Source organism: Pseudomaricurvus alcaniphilus (assembly GCF_011440395.1).
Lineage (GTDB): Bacteria > Pseudomonadota > Gammaproteobacteria > Pseudomonadales > Cellvibrionaceae > Pseudomaricurvus > Pseudomaricurvus alcaniphilus.
Map to the genome: position 1 here is coordinate 433030 of NZ_JAAOIX010000003.1, position 16482 is coordinate 449511.

The 16482-nt window shown below is 53.8% G+C and carries 4 protein-coding genes; all 4 read left to right on the forward strand.

Annotated features, from left to right (window positions below):
• The first annotated feature begins 601 nt into the window (after window positions 1-601).
• The 4 genes from G8764_RS10070 (at window position 602) to G8764_RS10085 (ending at window position 16373) form a co-directional block, all read left to right on the forward strand.
• On the forward strand, window positions 602-4675 hold the full coding sequence (locus tag G8764_RS10070; protein ID WP_166164494.1) for a MopE-related protein: 4074 nt from the start codon (window positions 602-604) through the stop codon (window positions 4673-4675).
• A gap of 171 nt (window positions 4676-4846) precedes the next feature.
• Window positions 4847-5263 (forward strand): hypothetical protein, encoded by a 417-nt coding sequence (locus G8764_RS10075; protein ID WP_207951805.1) that lies wholly within the window; start codon window positions 4847-4849, stop codon window positions 5261-5263.
• A 3-nt stretch (window positions 5264-5266) separates the two neighbouring features.
• The gene (locus G8764_RS10080; RefSeq protein ID WP_166164496.1) at window positions 5267-5839 is read left to right on the forward strand and encodes a hypothetical protein; all 573 of its coding nucleotides are present in this window, start codon (window positions 5267-5269) and stop codon (window positions 5837-5839) included.
• Window positions 5840-5900: 61 nt separating this feature from the next.
• The gene (locus tag G8764_RS10085) at window positions 5901-16373 is read left to right on the forward strand and encodes an Ig-like domain-containing protein (protein WP_166164497.1); all 10473 of its coding nucleotides are present in this window, start codon (window positions 5901-5903) and stop codon (window positions 16371-16373) included.
• The last annotated feature ends 109 nt before the right edge of the window (window positions 16374-16482 follow it).

Below are 16482 nucleotides of genomic sequence, written 5' to 3' on the forward strand. Positions count from 1 at the left end.
CTGGGCGCACCTGGTCGCCGCGTAAACCGTGTGCCATGGTTTTGTTTAGGTGTCATAAAATTTTACACATCTGCTGGCTGGGCGGTACAGACTTTCGTAACTTATTGATTTATTTGGTGCTATAAAAATTGGTGTGATTCTTGCGCAATTGCTTCGTAAGAGTAATAGGGGGCATTTGCGATTGCCGGTGTGCTGCGATAGGCATATTATAGAAGGCAATAGAGCAATAAAAATAACCAGGGGACAGTAGTCTATTTTTCGTTGGATATCGGGTTTGTGATTACTGTTATGATATTTCACTCTCAGTGAGGATGCCTGGGGAAGGTGGTCGCCGGGTAAGGCGAAACAATATCATCGCAAAAACTTCTAATAATAGAAATTGGGTGCCGGGATCAATGCACGCTTGTTTCACTTTTGTCGGCACCATTGAAAAATCAATATGCTTTTTTAAGATCAGCAGGTTTCGCAACGGTGGAAAAGTGCCTATCTGCTTGCTCTGCACGAAAAGACCAGCATTGCTTGTTGTGCAGCTATTGCCGATAAAAATAGACCCCTTGCGCTACGCCGACTTAAATGCCGCTAAACATTTAGGACTCTAACAATGTCACTGTCTCAGCTTTGTGTCCGTTCTCTGGCCTGTGTTGTCTTGCTACTGTCGTCGTCGTATTTGCGGGCGGACCTGGTTCCCGGGCAGTTGGAAAAGGTGAGTTCCGAGCGGGTCAGCTTTACCGATTATATTTACACCTACAGACTCACCGTTTCCAATAGCGGCGGTGATGTCAGTAATGTGTCTGCAACTGTTACGGTGCCCACATCAAATCCCGTGGTGATCGATGGCGCGTTAGCGTTTCCCGACATTCAAGCGGGGGGCAGTGCCTCCAGTAGTGACACCTTTTCCGTGCGCCTGGATAGGCGCCAGGCCAACAGCCTGGATCAAATGAGTTACAGCTTTACCTTTGACGAAGACCTGGGGGATGTGGATGCCGATGGCGATGGCGCCAACGCGGATGTCGACTGCGATGACGAGGATCCAGACCGCTATCCGGGCGCTACCGACATTCCCAACAATGGCATCGATGAGGATTGCAGCGGCGCAGACGCTGTTGACAACACCCTGCTGGATATGGATGGAGACGGGGTAACCCCGGCCGACGGCGACTGCGATGATGACGACGCCGACAGGTATCCTGGCGCGACCGATATACCCAACAACGGAATTGATGAAGATTGCAGCGGTGCAGATACTGTCGACAACACCCTGCTGGATATGGACGGTGATGGGGTAACCCCGGCCGACGGCGACTGCGATGATGACGACGCTGACAGGTATCCTGGTGCGACCGATATACCCAACAACGGAATTGATGAAGATTGCAGCGGTGCAGATACTGTCGACAATACCTTGCTGGATATGGACGGTGACGGGGTAACCCCGGCCGACGGCGATTGCGACGATGACGATGCCGACAGGTATCCTGGCGCGACTGATATACCCGGCAACGGAATTGATGAAGATTGCGACGGCAGTGACGCGGAAGTGACGCCAGTAGATGCAGACGGGGATGGTTATAACAGTGATGTAGATTGTAATGACAATGACTCGGCCATCAATCCTGGCGCTACAGAAATAGCCGGCAATGACGTAGATGAAAACTGCGATGGTATTGTGGAGGGCGATTCCCAACCGAATGACGTAGATGGTGACGGGTTTAACGTTGACGAAGATTGTGACGATAACAATCCGGCGATTAATCCCGATGCGGAGAGTATCCCCAATAACGGTATCGATGAAAACTGTGACGGTGAGGATCCGGTCATAGCACCCAGTTTGTCAGTTCGTATATTGAGCCCGGCTTCTTTAATCACCGTGAAAAATACCCCGATTACGGTTAGCGGCACAGTGGATGACACCAGTGCTGTATTGACGGTAAACGGTACCAAAATAACCCCGACCGATAGCGGAACATTCGAGGCCAGTGTGGCGCTGGTAGAAGGGCACAACTCTGTTGTTGCCCGTGCGGTAAAAGGTGACCTGCAAGTTACCGATAGCATCTCGGTATCACTCGATCAAACCAAGCCCAATGTGACTATAGAGTCGCACCAAAACGGGCAAAAAGTCTATGTTGACCAAATAACGGTGACTGGCTTAATCAACGACGTTGTGCGTGGAACCATTGAGCAAAACCAGGCTACGGTCACTGTTAATGGAAAAGAAGCTGCTATCTCCAATAGAAGTTATTCTGCGAAAAATATTCCGTTAAACGAGGGAAACAACACAATAACGGTCAATGGCGTCGATCAGGTGGGAAATATCGGTACTGTTTCCCTCACGGTTAACTACGAGGTATTACAAGGGCGCAAACTCGAATTGGTTAGTGGTCAGGGCCAGAGCGCTAAAATTAACACGGTGCTGGAGCAACCACTCAAGGTCCGGGTGCTAGATGCAGACTCACAACCTTTGGAGGGCGCCTCCGTTGTGTTTCGTGTAATACAGGGTTCCGGTGCGGTGGGAGTGGGAACGGGTTCTGCGGGCAGGGCAGTTATACTCACCAGCGATAGTGATGGCTTGGTTGAAACCGCATTCAGATTGGGCTCCAGGGTTGGAACTGACAATCATAAAGTCCGCGCTAAAGTTGTCGGTTATGAGGATGATGTAGTATTTACCGCCAGTGCGGAAGGCAATATTGGCAACAAGCTGAGTATTAATTCAGGTAATAACCAGCGCGGGGCGGTAGGGCAGATTCTGTCGGAAGCTTTTGTGGTCGCGGTGACGGACGATGGAGCCAACGTGGTGAAAAATGCGCGGGTTAAATTTACCGTTACCAAAGGTGGCGGCAAATTGGCCGGCGTTGGTTCGGCAGAGTTTGCCAATACGTTTACTACCCAGACAGACAGTGATGGCAGGGCCACGGCAGAGTATCGGCTCGGTTATCTGGCGGGTACCGACGCGCAACGGGTCACGGCGACACTACTCGATGCCCCGGAGGGGCAGATTATCACCGCAGGTTTTACCGCCACCGGCTATGTCGCTGCCGATCCGGGCCTCACCTCAATTAGCGGGGTTGTGCTGGATAACCAGGATACACCTATACCCGGTGTTACTGTTCGAGTGGAGAATTCCGAGCGTCAGGCCGTCACTGACGATGAGGGGCAGTTTGAGATTACTGAGGCTCCTATTGGCCCAGTTCACCTCATCGCCGACGGATCCACAGCGACGGTTGAGGGCGAGTTTCCATCCCTTTCCTATAACATAGTCACCGTAGCCGGTGTGGATAATCCACTCTCAGCGCCAATTTATATGATCAAGCTGGATACTGACGGCGCCGTTTACGCCGGTCCTGAAGACGTAGCGCTGACGCTCAGTTCCTACCCCGGGTTTAAGCTGGAGATTGCCAGGAACTCGGTTACCTTCCCGGATGGCTCCAAAGAAGGTTTGATTTCTGTTACTCCGGTGAATGCCGCGAAAGTTCCCATGGCGCCGCCCAACGGCATGCAGCCGCGCTTTATTGTCACCATTCAGCCAACGGGTACTCTTTTCGATCCTCCTGCACCCTTGACGCTGCCGAATGTGGACGGCCATGAGCCCGGTGCGCAGGTAGAAATGTATTCCTATGATCACGATCTTGAAGAGTTTGTCTCTATTGGTCTCGGAACCGTGAGCGAAGATTCAACCCTGGTCAGGTCCAATCCCGGAGTTGGCGTGGTAAAAGCCGGCTGGCACTGTGGCAGCCAGCCCGGCGGCAGCGGCTGTGCTCACAACTGCCCCATCTGTCAGGACTGTGATGGTGAATGTAATTGTGTACCTGCCTCGGGAGACCCCAGGCTGGCATCATTGGATACCAAGGGCGACTGCAAAAAGCCGGAGTGTAAAGGCGGTAGCGTTAATCAGGTAAATGATGACAGCGACCTGCCGGAAAATGCCCAGGATTGCTCTACCTGTGATAACGGCTCTTTGCAGGAGAAGGCCGACGGCAGTACTTGTGATGACGGCAAGTTCTGTACCTCCGCGGATGGCATGGCACCAGGCGCCGACGAATGTAAAGATGGCAAATGCAATGGCAAGGAGATCGGCAGGGTCGATGTTGTAACCGGTACCCAGAGCTATGACTTTACCAAAATCAAGCAGCTACTCGATGGTGCAGCATTGGCGCAAAAGTTTGTGCCGGGGTGCGAGTCTTCCAGTACCCCTGCCATCAGTGGCAGTTTTGGGGTCAAGAGCGCCAAGGAGTGCTGTGAATCCCAGAAGAAGATGGTTGACGCCACTGGCTTCGAGGGTAGTGTTTCGGTGACTATCCCGCAAGTGACCTGTCGGGTGCCGGCCTTTACCTGGGGTTTTGCCACTCTTACCGGTAACTTCGGAGCCGGTGGCTCAGGTGAAATAAAGGCCTCCGGCTACCAGAGCCCGTGTAAGGAAAATTGCAGCTGGGAAGTCTCCGGCGCAATCAAGGTGACGGTATCCGGAGGATTGGGAGTTAATGTAATTAGCCCGGATGTGGTGGAAGTATCTGCAGGTCTGGAAGGTGGTGGCAGTATCACCGTGACCGATTCTTGCGGCTCTATATCGGCAAAAGGCTGTGTCGGTCCTCCCTCCGCGTTCGGCAAGGTTACCCTGGGAGGTTGGATTGAGAAAAAGATCACTTACACCTTTAATAATCTGGTTGCTTGTTATCCTTAGGAGATGTTGATGAAGTTTGTGTCGCGCGCTGTAGTTGTAAGGCTGGCATTGTTCGGGATTATTGTGTTTGCGGGTTCAGGTGCGTGGGGGCAGTCACTGTTGGCAAAGGAAAAGATAGTCTTTGCTCCCGCCAGTGGTGGCAGTGAGGCTTCTCTTAATTTTAAGGGGCGTATGTTTACCAAAAAGAACGGCCCTAAAATTGATGAGAAATCCAGGGATCGATTTGCCGAGTTTATGTATCGGGTTATTGAGGTCAACAAGGGCACGGACGTCAACAATGTGATGGACGTCTGGGCCCCAGGTGAGCGCGCTCGATTATTGGAGCTTATGGGTAACCAGGCGGCACTGGAGCGCAATCGAGCATTGTTCCTGAATATACGCAGCAGCCGCTTGGTGGGTGTTATTGAGTACGGCAGTTTTTATCTGGTATACGTGTTACATGACCTGGTCGGCGTGGGCGATTATGTAAAGCTCTATCCCGTCACAGAGCATGACAAAAAGTTATTTTTAAGCAACGGCCTGGTGGACGATTTTTTCTACAGTGTCATTGCGGAACAGATTATTGGGTACCAGTGGCCGAAAAAGTAAGGTTTGCGTGAAGGGTTGTATGAAGTTGCGCTGGAGTGGGGTTGGGTGAGTGTCCGTACCATAGATTATGCGGATATCAACCCGGTCTATAGGCTGCAGCAGCCCAAGTGGTTGAAAGTGGCGGTACTGTTAATTGCTGGGTTGGTACTGGCAGTATTAGCTGAAATAGTTGCCAGCCAGTCTGTGACACGAAGTGAAATGATAATTGCTGTCAGTCTGGGTTGTGCCGTGGTGTTTGTATTTGCAGTTGGATTTTTCAAGCAGTTGTCGAGCGGAGTCTGGACACCATTGTTAGCTGATCGACGTTGTTTGTATGTCATAGCGGCTGCCGATGGTCACAAGTATTTGGTGCTGCCAAGGGCGGTGGTAAAGAATTTGAAACCCGGCTTGTTTGGGTTAAACAAAAGGGGTTTGCTCATTGAGGTAAATGCTTCGATGTTGAAGGATGAAGAGCGAGCCCTGATAAGTTCAGAGGTAAATGTCCAGGCTGAAGGTGACGGGACATTAACCATTTCGATTCCCACGGGAATTGTTAACCGGAAAAATGCTATTCGGGATATCAAAAGTTTAGCGTGAAACTCTTGAGAATCAGGCGGAATTCCTGTTCACCCGATGGGTGGATCGGCTGGAGAAAACGATGATCATTAAGGCTGCCCTTGCGGCAACGACGTTTTTCGCCCTGGTTGCAAATTTAAGCTTTGCAGCCGAGTTGAATGAGAATTGTGTGGTTAATATTCTCAATCGAACCGTTCAGGTGAGCCCGGCAGGAGGTTGGTCTTTACCCAATGTGCCTTCTAATATCGGTGGAGTAAGGGCCAGGGCAACCTGCATCTCTCCGGCCGGTGAGACCGATACCGGGCAGAGTTCATTCTTTACGGTCATTGCCAACGGCATAACCCGGGTTGAACAGATACAGTTTGCCGAAGAGGTGGTTTCTGCTTCCGGGATTTCGTTCTCCGACAACAGTACTATCGAGTTTTTTAACCTGGGCTATAACTATCAACTCGCCCTCTCAGCCCAGTACCCTAACGGTGATGAGGTTGACATCAGCCGTTCCGAGTCCGGTATAGTTTACAGCGTAACCAACCCGGCGGTAGCCACCATAAGTAGTGACGGTTTTATTACTTCAATAGGTAATGGTACCGCATTAATTACTGCAAGTTTTGACGGTTTAATTGCTACTCGTATCATTCGGGTTGCCGCTGCGGGTTCAGATGTCGATGGCGATGGCTTGCCAGACGAGTACGAGGTTGCAAACGGATTGAACCCGAGCGACCCCATCGATGCTTTCGAAGACCAGGACAATGACGGCCTCTCGGCACTGGAAGAATATAATCTGGGTACCAATCCACTCAGGGCGGATACCGATGGCGATGGCATTAACGATGGCGAAGAGGTTGTCGCTGGCGCTGATGGCTATATTACCAATCCATTGCTTGCTGACAGTGATGGTGATGGCCTATCCGATGGGGTTGAGGTCGCGGTGGGCTCTGACCCCAACGACAGCTCGGATACCAACCTGGCCGCTGCGCTGGTCTCATTAAGATCCACTCCTGCAAATGTATTGATGACCTTCAATGGCATTGACAGTGAAGTCAGTACACAGTTGTCCATTTTCGGTGTTTTGGTGGACGGTTCCCAGATCCCGCTGACGTCACACCCGGGTACCACCTATGCTTCTAATGATTTGACTGTTGTCAGTTTTGGCATCAACAAGGGCGAGATTTTTGGTGGTAGGGCAGGTAATGCCGTGGTTACTGTCACCAACAATAACAAAACGCTGCAAATCCCGGTTGCAGTGGAGGCGTTTGAGCCAAGGGGAATCGCGCGCTTCAGTTTCAATGGTGTCGGTGCGGACACCGATGTACAGGGAGACTATGTCTATATTGCGGCTACCAGCGGCGGCTTGCATATTGTCAATGTGGCTAACAAGGCTACTCCAACCCTGGCAGCAACTTTTGCTACAACCTCCAGCGCTACCGATGTCAAAGTGGTGGGTAACACCGCTTATGTCGCGGTGAGCAACAGCGGGCTGGATATTGTCAATGTTGCGGATCCAGCCGCACCGCAATTGCTTGCCAATATCGGGCTTGCCGGCAGTGCCGCAGATCTGGCAGTGCAGAATGGTTACGTGTTTGTTGCCGGCTCCGGCGGCGTGCAAATTGTCGATGCCCGGAATGAGAGTGGCCCCATCAATATCGCCAATATTGAAAACATCGGCGCAGCGGTAGGAGTCGATGTTCAGGGCGACAGACTCGTAGTTGCCACCAGTTCGTCGCTGATACTGTTTGACATTACCGAGCTGGATTCGCCCATGCGTCTCGGCAGTGTCAATATCGGCGGCTTGCGCGCTGTAGTAATGGATGGCGACTATGCCTACGCCGCCGCTTATACCAGTGGCTATAAAGTCGTTAATATCAGCAACCCGATGTTGCCAGTTGTGCTCAATGTCACCGGCGGTACCGGGTTTTATCCGTCCGATGTAGAACTGACCAACGGCTTCGCGTTCTTCAGTGACATTCTGTTCGTCAATGCGGTGCCATTCGTCAATATCTTTGATCCGGAAAATGCGATTTTCCAGGGTGTTATTGACATTCGCCAGTTCGGCGATAGAGATGCTGTGGGCCTGTCGCTGGATGCCAGCCATGTGTATTCGACCGGCAGTAATTACCTGTATATATCCCAGTATCGGCAGCTCAGCGATATTCAGGGCGTCGCCCCAACGGTTGCAATTACCTCGCCGGCAGACAACGCGGTGGTGGTTGAAGGTAGCCGCTTTATTGTGCGAGCTAACGCCACTGATGATGTGGCTGTGGGTTCAGTAACCTTTTTGGTCGATGGGGAAGTTGTGTTCACCGATACCACCCGGCCCTATGAGGCCCCGATATCGGTAACTTCCGACCAGCTGACCATGACGTTGACTGCCCGGGCCGTAGACCTGGGTAATAACCTTGCAGAAGATACGATTACGCTCAATATCGAGCCGGATTCCGATGGTGACGGCCTTGGTGATAATGAAGAGGTGGTGACCTGGAATACCGATCCGGACGACCCCGATTCCGATGACGATGGTCTGTTGGATGGGGAAGAGGTGCGCCTTGGTACCAATCCAAACTCCACCGATTCGGATGGTGATGGTTTGACGGATAAAGCTGAGGTGGATAACGGTACCGACCCGCTAAACCCCGATGTCACAGCACCTGAGGTTACCTCTTCTTCACCGGATGATGGCGAGGAAGATGTGCCGGAAAACTCCAGCATCAGCGTCACCTTTAATGAGCCCTTATTGCCCAGGTCGATCAATAGCCAGTCGGTGTTGATCGTCCCAGAAGGTAGCTCCACACCGCTGGCGGGTACCCTGCAGTTGGCGGCGGGCAATACCGAGTTGCTGTTCGTGCCCTCCAATATCATGTCTGACTTCAAACTCCATACCGTGACGATTTCCGGCGTCAAGGATACGGCAGGTAACCCCATAGTTACGGTAGAACGGAGCTTTACCACAGGTAATTTTGTCGACACCGTGCGGCCCAGTGTGATCGATATCAGCCCGGCGAATAACGCTACTGATGTGCCCTTGAACAGCCTGGTCGACGTAATTCTCAGCGAGCCCATCATTCCGGATACGGTGACTGACGATAGTTTTTATATTATCGATCGTTCCACCAACCTTCGGTTTGGTGGCGCATTGATGGTCAGCGATGATAAAACCAGTATATCGTTTGTCCCCAATACGCCGTTCCTGGTAGGACGCCAATACCAGGTGGTGCTGACGTCGGAGATCCAGGACTTGTTTGGACTGGCCCTGTTTGGTACCTCGCGCTTTTTCACCACCTCGTTTGACGCAGACGGAGTTGCGCCCCAGGTAGCCGCTACCACCATGCTCAATGGTGCCGTCGATGTGCCGCAAAATGCCTTGCTTAATGTGCGCTTTAGTGAGGTGATCAGTGCACTGTATGTCAATGGCATCAAGTTACTTGACGGTGACGGGGTTGAAGTGCCCGTCGCAAGGTCACTTAGTGCGGACAAGAAAACCGTATCCCTGGATCCCGAGCCTCTGCTCGATGCTAATAGTAGTTATACCTTCTTTATTGACGGCGTCAGGGATTTGAGTGGCAACTTGTTGCCCAACCCGGTGACTATCGCTTTCACTACAGGCGCGGAATCGGATACTGCCGCCGGTGGCATCAATCACTGGAGCTTTGCCAACAACGCAGAAGTGCCGCTGAATGCAGTGCTGGAAGTAGAGTTGAGCGAGCGTATCGATCCCACCACGATCAATACAGACCCGAATACGGGGCTCGGCACCTTTGCCCTGTACAGCGACACCCAGAATCGCTGGATCAGGGGGCGCGGCGTGTTGTCGGCAGACCGACGCCATCTGCGCTTTGAGCGCGATGAACCGCTGCAGTGGGGACATACCTACCGCTTGTTTGTGACCTATAACACCTACCTGTTTGACCTGGCTGGCAACCGCATTAACGGTACCAATCAGCGTATATACGTGAGCAATGTAGAAGATAGTGTAGCCCCGGCCGTTGAGCAGACCAGCCTGGCGGACGGTGCCACTGGCTTGCCCGTCAACAGCAATTTCCTGTTCCGGGTCGATGAACCGTTGAGTGACAGATGTCTGGACAAGGTAGTGCTCAGCAGCGGGGAGGTTTCTGTCGCGGTAGCGATCTCGCTGGCGTCTGATCGACGCACGGTGACAGTCAATCCGGTTGATAACCTGGACACAGGTACAGAATATACCCTGGCGTTGGAGGGGCTGTGTGACTATGCAGGCAACGGACTCACATCGACACTGCTGAGCTTTACGACTTCCGGCTCAACGGCAGTGGATTCCACCGGTCCAACGGTGCAGAGTATCAGCCCTGTGAGTAATGCGACCAATGTGGCGGTGAGCAGCCAAATTGTTATTACCTACAGCGAGCCCTTGAGCCAGATGTCCGCACCGCCTGTGTACGTAAACAACGGTACGGTGCTGGTCCGTGGCGGATATGAAATCGCCGAAAATGTCCTGACATTTACACCGGACGAGCCGTTGCTGGGTACCACCCAGTACCGTGTCGACGCGGATGCCTATGACCTGGCGGGTAATTTCCGCAACAACGGAAATTACTACTTTACAACCGAAGCGCTGGAAGATATCACTGCGCCGGTGGTGCAAGCCATTGCACCCGAAAGCAATGCCATCGATGTCAGCCCGGCCAATAGTATTGTGTTGACCTTCAGTGAGCCTATGGCGACCAGCACTATCAACAACAGCAATATCACCCTCTACGCAAATGGCGAGTTTATCAACCCGTCTGTGTTCCGCGCCGCGGATGGCCGCGAGGTCACGTTGTCCGCTACCTTGCCGTGGAACAGTGTGGTGAGCGTGGTGATTACTGACCGGGTTACTGATCTCAGTGGCAATCCCATAGCGCCTTATGTCAGTTCGTTCACAACCTCGGTGCTGAACACCGACGGTGGTCGTCCCAGTGTCTCCCGAACCCTGCCTAGCAATGGTTCTTCCAACTGGTTGGGATTGCGCGAAGTGGTGATGTACATCAACGAGCCACTGGCTGTAGAGAGTGTGCCGGCCGCGTTCCATATAGCCGAGAACGGTGCGCTGGTGGATAACCAGGGTACTCTGGAAGTGCTCGGGGATGGCCGCACCGTGCGCTTTACCAAAAACACTCCGTTTGCGGAAGGTGCCCTGGTGCAGATGTACCTCAGTGACCTGGCCACCGATACGGCCAATAACCCGCTGAATAACTTCAGTGCCTTCTTCAATATGGGCACTACCAGTGATGGTGTCGGGGCCAGGCCAGTGCCGCAAGTGTACTTCCCGGCACTAAATAGCCGCGATGTGGCGCTGAATCCGGTCTTGCAAGTGTTCTGGTCGGAGCCGCTGGATCCTGCTTCGTTGACGCAAGATACCGTGTTCCTGGAGCAGGTGTACAACAGCGGTGACAAGATTCCTGTCACAATCGAGTTGAACACCGAGCCGGGCGATATCGGTTATGAAACCGTGCCAGGGCAAATCATGACTGTGACCCCGCAAGAGGCACTGGAGAAACCGGCTGAACCTGCCACCACACTGATTTACTATCTGCGCATGCTGGCCGGTATTACTGATACTGATGGCGATACCCACGGTACCGAGCGCTACCAGTATTTCTATACCGGGCCCAACTCGGTGGTGGATGATCGTGCACCCATCGTCACCGCACTCAATCCGCCGGATGGGGAGGTGGGTGTGGGCACCAATCCTAACTATGCGGTGCGTTACGATGAGCCCATCTCCACCATGGTCTACGACACCGCCTCGCTGATTAATCTTCAGTTCAGCCCAGATAACCAGGTGCTGCGCTATGAGCGTATCGGCGTGCTGGCGGCCAACAGTGAAACTACTGAGACACTGCCGCCTACAAGCGATCCAAGTGGCAATCAGGTGGCCGCTACCAGCACCACCTTTACCACTGGCAGCGGGCCAGATCTGGCGGGTGGTTCGATAACCCATATTTCGGTAGCTGCCAACGCTACGGACGTGCCGCTTAACCCGGTTCTGGTACGGGAGTTCAGTGAGCCCATTGATCCGGTCAGTGTCACTGAAAGCGGGGTGTACCTGCAGGATACCCTGCTCAACAGGAGTGTTCCGGTAACCTTGACCCAAAGCGCCGATGGCAAACGCCTGACCATGGTGCCGGTCGAGGCCCTGCCGGTCGGCCGCCGTCACTACTGGTATGCTACCTCGCTGCGGGACATGAGTGGTAATGATCTGCCTCGAGACTTGTACTACTTCACCACGGGTTTCGATGAGGACACTGAGGCACCGTCAATGGAGGCCGCGACAGTTTTTGCAGGCCAGCAAAGTGTGCCCACCAATGTGCGCCTCAGCGCCAGTTTCAACGAGCCGCTGAGCCCGTTGCAGCTGGCGGGCGTGCAACTGCTCGATAGCACGGCCGAGCCGGTGGTTGCCAGTGTCAGTCTCAGCGCTGATCGCCGTACACTGACTCTGGTGCCGACACAATTATTGCTGCCGACCAGTGAATACAGCTTCGCTATCGCGGATATAGAGGATGTCAGCGGCAATGTGCTGGCGGCACCCATCAACATCGGATTTACAACCGGTGCCTCTATAGACAATGTGCAGGGCGGTATAAACCACTGGAGCTTTGCCAATAATGCGGTGCTGCCGTTGAATGCAGTACTTGAGGTGGAGTTGAGTGAGCGTATCGACCCCACCAGTATAAATACTGACCCCAACACCGGGCTCGGTACCTTTGCGCTATACAGTGATACCCAAAATCGCTGGGTCAAGGGCACAGGGGTGCTTTCCGATGATGGCCGTCACCTGCGCTTTGAACGGCAGGAACCGCTGCAGTGGGGGCACACCTATCGGCTGTTTGTGACCTACAACACCTACTTGCTGGACCTGGCCGGCAACCGTGTCAACGGCACCAATCGCCGCCTCTATGTGAGTAACAGTGAAGATACTGCGGCGCCGGTCGTGCAACAAACCAGTTTGCCGGACAACGCTACTGGAGTAGCCATCAACAGTAACCTGTTGTTCACTGTCGACGAGCCGCTCAGCGACAGTTGCCTGGATCGGGTGGTGCTGAGCCAGGCCGGAACACCGGTCGCGGCAGCGGTATCCCTGGATTCTGCTCGCACTACATTGACCGTCGACCCAGCTGCTGATTTGGCCACCAATACCATTTACAGCCTTGGCCTTGAGGGCTTGTGTGATTACGCCGGTAACAGCCTGACCACAACCCTGCTGACATTTACTACGTCATCGTCAACCGCGCAGGACACCACCGGGCCAACTGTGCAAAGCATCACTCCGCTGGCAAATGCCACTGACGTTGGAGTAGACAGTCGGGTCGTCATATCCTACAGCGAAACCTTGAGCGTGTTGTCGCGGCCACCTGTGTACGTCCACAACGGTACCGTACTGGTGCCGGGCACCTACGAGGTCGCAAGCAATGTGTTGACCTTTACTCCCAGCGAACCATTGCTGGGGGGCACGCAATACCGGGTAGATGCCGATGCCTACGACCTGGCTGGTAATTACCGCAACAATGGTAATTATTACTTCACTACGGAGGTTATGGCCGATACTACCGCACCCAGCGTGCTGGCCATCGCGCCGGAAGCTGATGCAGTGGATGTTAGCCCAGCCAACAATATCGTACTGACCTTCAGCGAGGCCATGGCTACCAACACCATCAACAATAGCAACATATTGCTCTACGCTAATGGTGGTATTATCAACCCATCGGTAATGCGCGCTGCGGATGGTCGCGAGGTAACCCTGTCTACCAATCTGCCAGCCAACAGTGTGGTGAGCACCGTGGTTACCGATCGCGTCACCGATCTGGCCGGCAACGCCATCGCGCCTTATGTGAGTTCGTTTACCACTTCCGGGTTTAATACTGATGGCGGTCGGCCGAGCGTATCCACGGTATTCCCCACCAATGGCTCATCCGGTTGGCTGGGACTGCGGGAAGTTGTGCTCTATATCAACGAGGTGCTGGACGCCACCACCGTGGAAGCCGCTTTCCATATCGCCGAAAATGGTAAGCTGATCGACGACCAAGGCACCTTGGAGGTGTTGGGGGATGGCCGCACCGTGCGCTTTACCAAGGATGCAGTGTTTGCCGAAGGTTCCCTGGTGCAGGTCTACCTGAGCGACCTGGCCACGGATAACGCCAACAACCCGCTGAACAATTTCAGTTCCTACTTCTACAACGGCACCACCGATGAAGGTGTTGGCACAAGACCTCTGCCGCAGGTGTATTCGCCGGTGCTTAACAGTCGGAATGTTGCCCTCAATCCGGTCATGCAGATACTCTGGTCCGAGCCGCTGGACCCTGCCTCGTTAACCAACGATACGGTGTTTTTGGAGCAGGTCTACAACAGCGGTAACAAGATACCGGTTACCATTGAGTTGAATACCGAACCGGGCGATGTCGGTTACGACACTGTGCGGGGACGGCTTATGACCGTGACTCCGCAAGAGGAGCTGGTAAAACCCACCGAACCCGACACGACGTTGATTTACTATTTGCGCATGCTGGCGGCTATCACCGATACCGATGGCGATACTCACGGTACCGAGCGCTACCAGTACTTCTACACGGGTCCCAACTCGGTGGTGGACGACCGCTCGCCGCTGATCACCGCCATCAGTCCGCCGGACGGTGAAACCGCTGTGGGTATCAACCCTTATTTCGCCGTTCGCTATGACGAGTCGGTCAGTAGCATGATCTTTGATACTGACTCGCTACTGAACCTGCAGATCAATGAGAACAACCAGGTGATACGCTATCAGCGGCTTGGCACCTTGCCGGTTGACAGTGAAATTACCGAGCAAGTGCCGGCAGCGCGGGATGAGAGTGGCAATGTGGTGGCTGACGCCAGCACCACCTTTACCACCACTAACGGTCCGGATTTAACCGGCGGTTCGATCACCCACATTTCTATCGCCGCCAATGCCACTGGCGTGGCTCGCAACCCGATACTGGTGCGCGAGTTTAATGAACCGGTCGACCCGGTCAGCGTCACTGCCGCCGGTGTCTACCTCTATGATACGAGCACCAGTAGCCAGGTGCCCACCACAGTGACCTTGAGCGCAGATGGCAAGCGCTTGACTATGGTGCCGGTGGAGGTGCTGCCCGCAGATCGCCAGCATTTTTGGTACGCTCACTCGCTGCGCGATTTGAGTGGCAACAATATGCAGTCGGCACTGTATTACTTCACCACCGGTAGTGAAGAGGACAGCGCTGGTCCGACCCTGGATTCGTCCACAGTGTTCGATGGCCAGACTGCTGTCCCCACCAACGTTCGCCTCAGTGCTCGCTTCAACGAACCGCTGAGTCCGTTGGAACTGGCTGGTGTGCAGCTACTGGATAGTGCGGATGCGCCGGTTGTCGCCACTGTCAGTCTCAGTGCTGACCGACGCACGCTGACCCTGGTCCCAACCCAGTTGCTGCAGCCTGCTGCAGCGCACACCCTGGTAATTGCTGACATAGAAGATGTGAGTGGCAATGTGATTGCGGCGCCAATCAGTATTGGCTTTACCACTGGCGCTAGCGTCGACAATGTACAGGGTGGTATCCAGAGTTGGAGCTTCACCAACAACGCTACACTGCCGGAGAATGCCGTGCTGGAGGTGGAGCTGAACGAAAGGGTGGATCCGACCACCATAGAAACCCGGGACGGCGTGGCCAGTTTAGCTCTCTACAACGTCTCCCAAAACCGTTGGGTATTGGGAACCGGTGTATTGGCCGCGGACGGTCGACACCTGCGTTTTGTGCTGGATGATGCGGAAGTTTTACAAGACGGTGTCAGCTACCGTCTGTACGTTACTTATAACGTCTATTTGTACGATCTTGCGGGTAACCGCATCAATGGCGCTAACCGCAATTTCTCAGTGGCGGCGGGGGATGACGATACCGCACCGACTTTGATGCAGTCGACTATGCCAGATGGCTTGACCGGCGTGCCAACCAACGTGCGTGTCAGCTTGCAGTTCAACGAACCACTTAACCCCGGGTATTTGTCCGAGCTGGCCATTAAAGATGCAGGTGACGCGAGTGTGCCTGTGACTGTGTCCTATAACGGTCCGGTGGATATCGTCACCCTAACACCGCAAACGACGCTGACGCCAAGCAGCAGTTATACGGTATTAGTGGCAGGCGTCGAGGATGTCGCCGGTAATTCTCTGGCGACGCCGATTGAAATAGACTTCTCCACCGCCACTACGGCCGATACTACCCAGGGCAGTATTTCCAGCTGGAGCTTTGAGAATAACGCTGTGCTGGCACTGGATGCCGAGCTGTCAGTGGTGCTTAGTGAGCGTATCGACCCGACTACCATCAATACGGACCCCAATACCGGTCAAGCCAGTTTTGCTCTGTTGAATGTCACCCAAAACAGCTGGGTCCCAGGGGCTGGTGTTTTGGCTGCAGATGGGCGTACACTGGAATTTGTACCTGGTGCGGCGCTGACAGCGGGCCACTCCTATCGATTGTACGTTACCTATAACACCTATCTGTTTGATTTGGCAGGCAATCGTATCAATGGCACCAGTAGGAATTTCAGCACGGCCGGGCCCTAGAAGTTGACTGAACGGCGAGACACGCTGCTGCCAGGCTGGATCTCGCGACTGGATTTCCTGAGGATGGATATTCTGGGATTGAATGTACTGGGGTTGAATGTACTGAGGT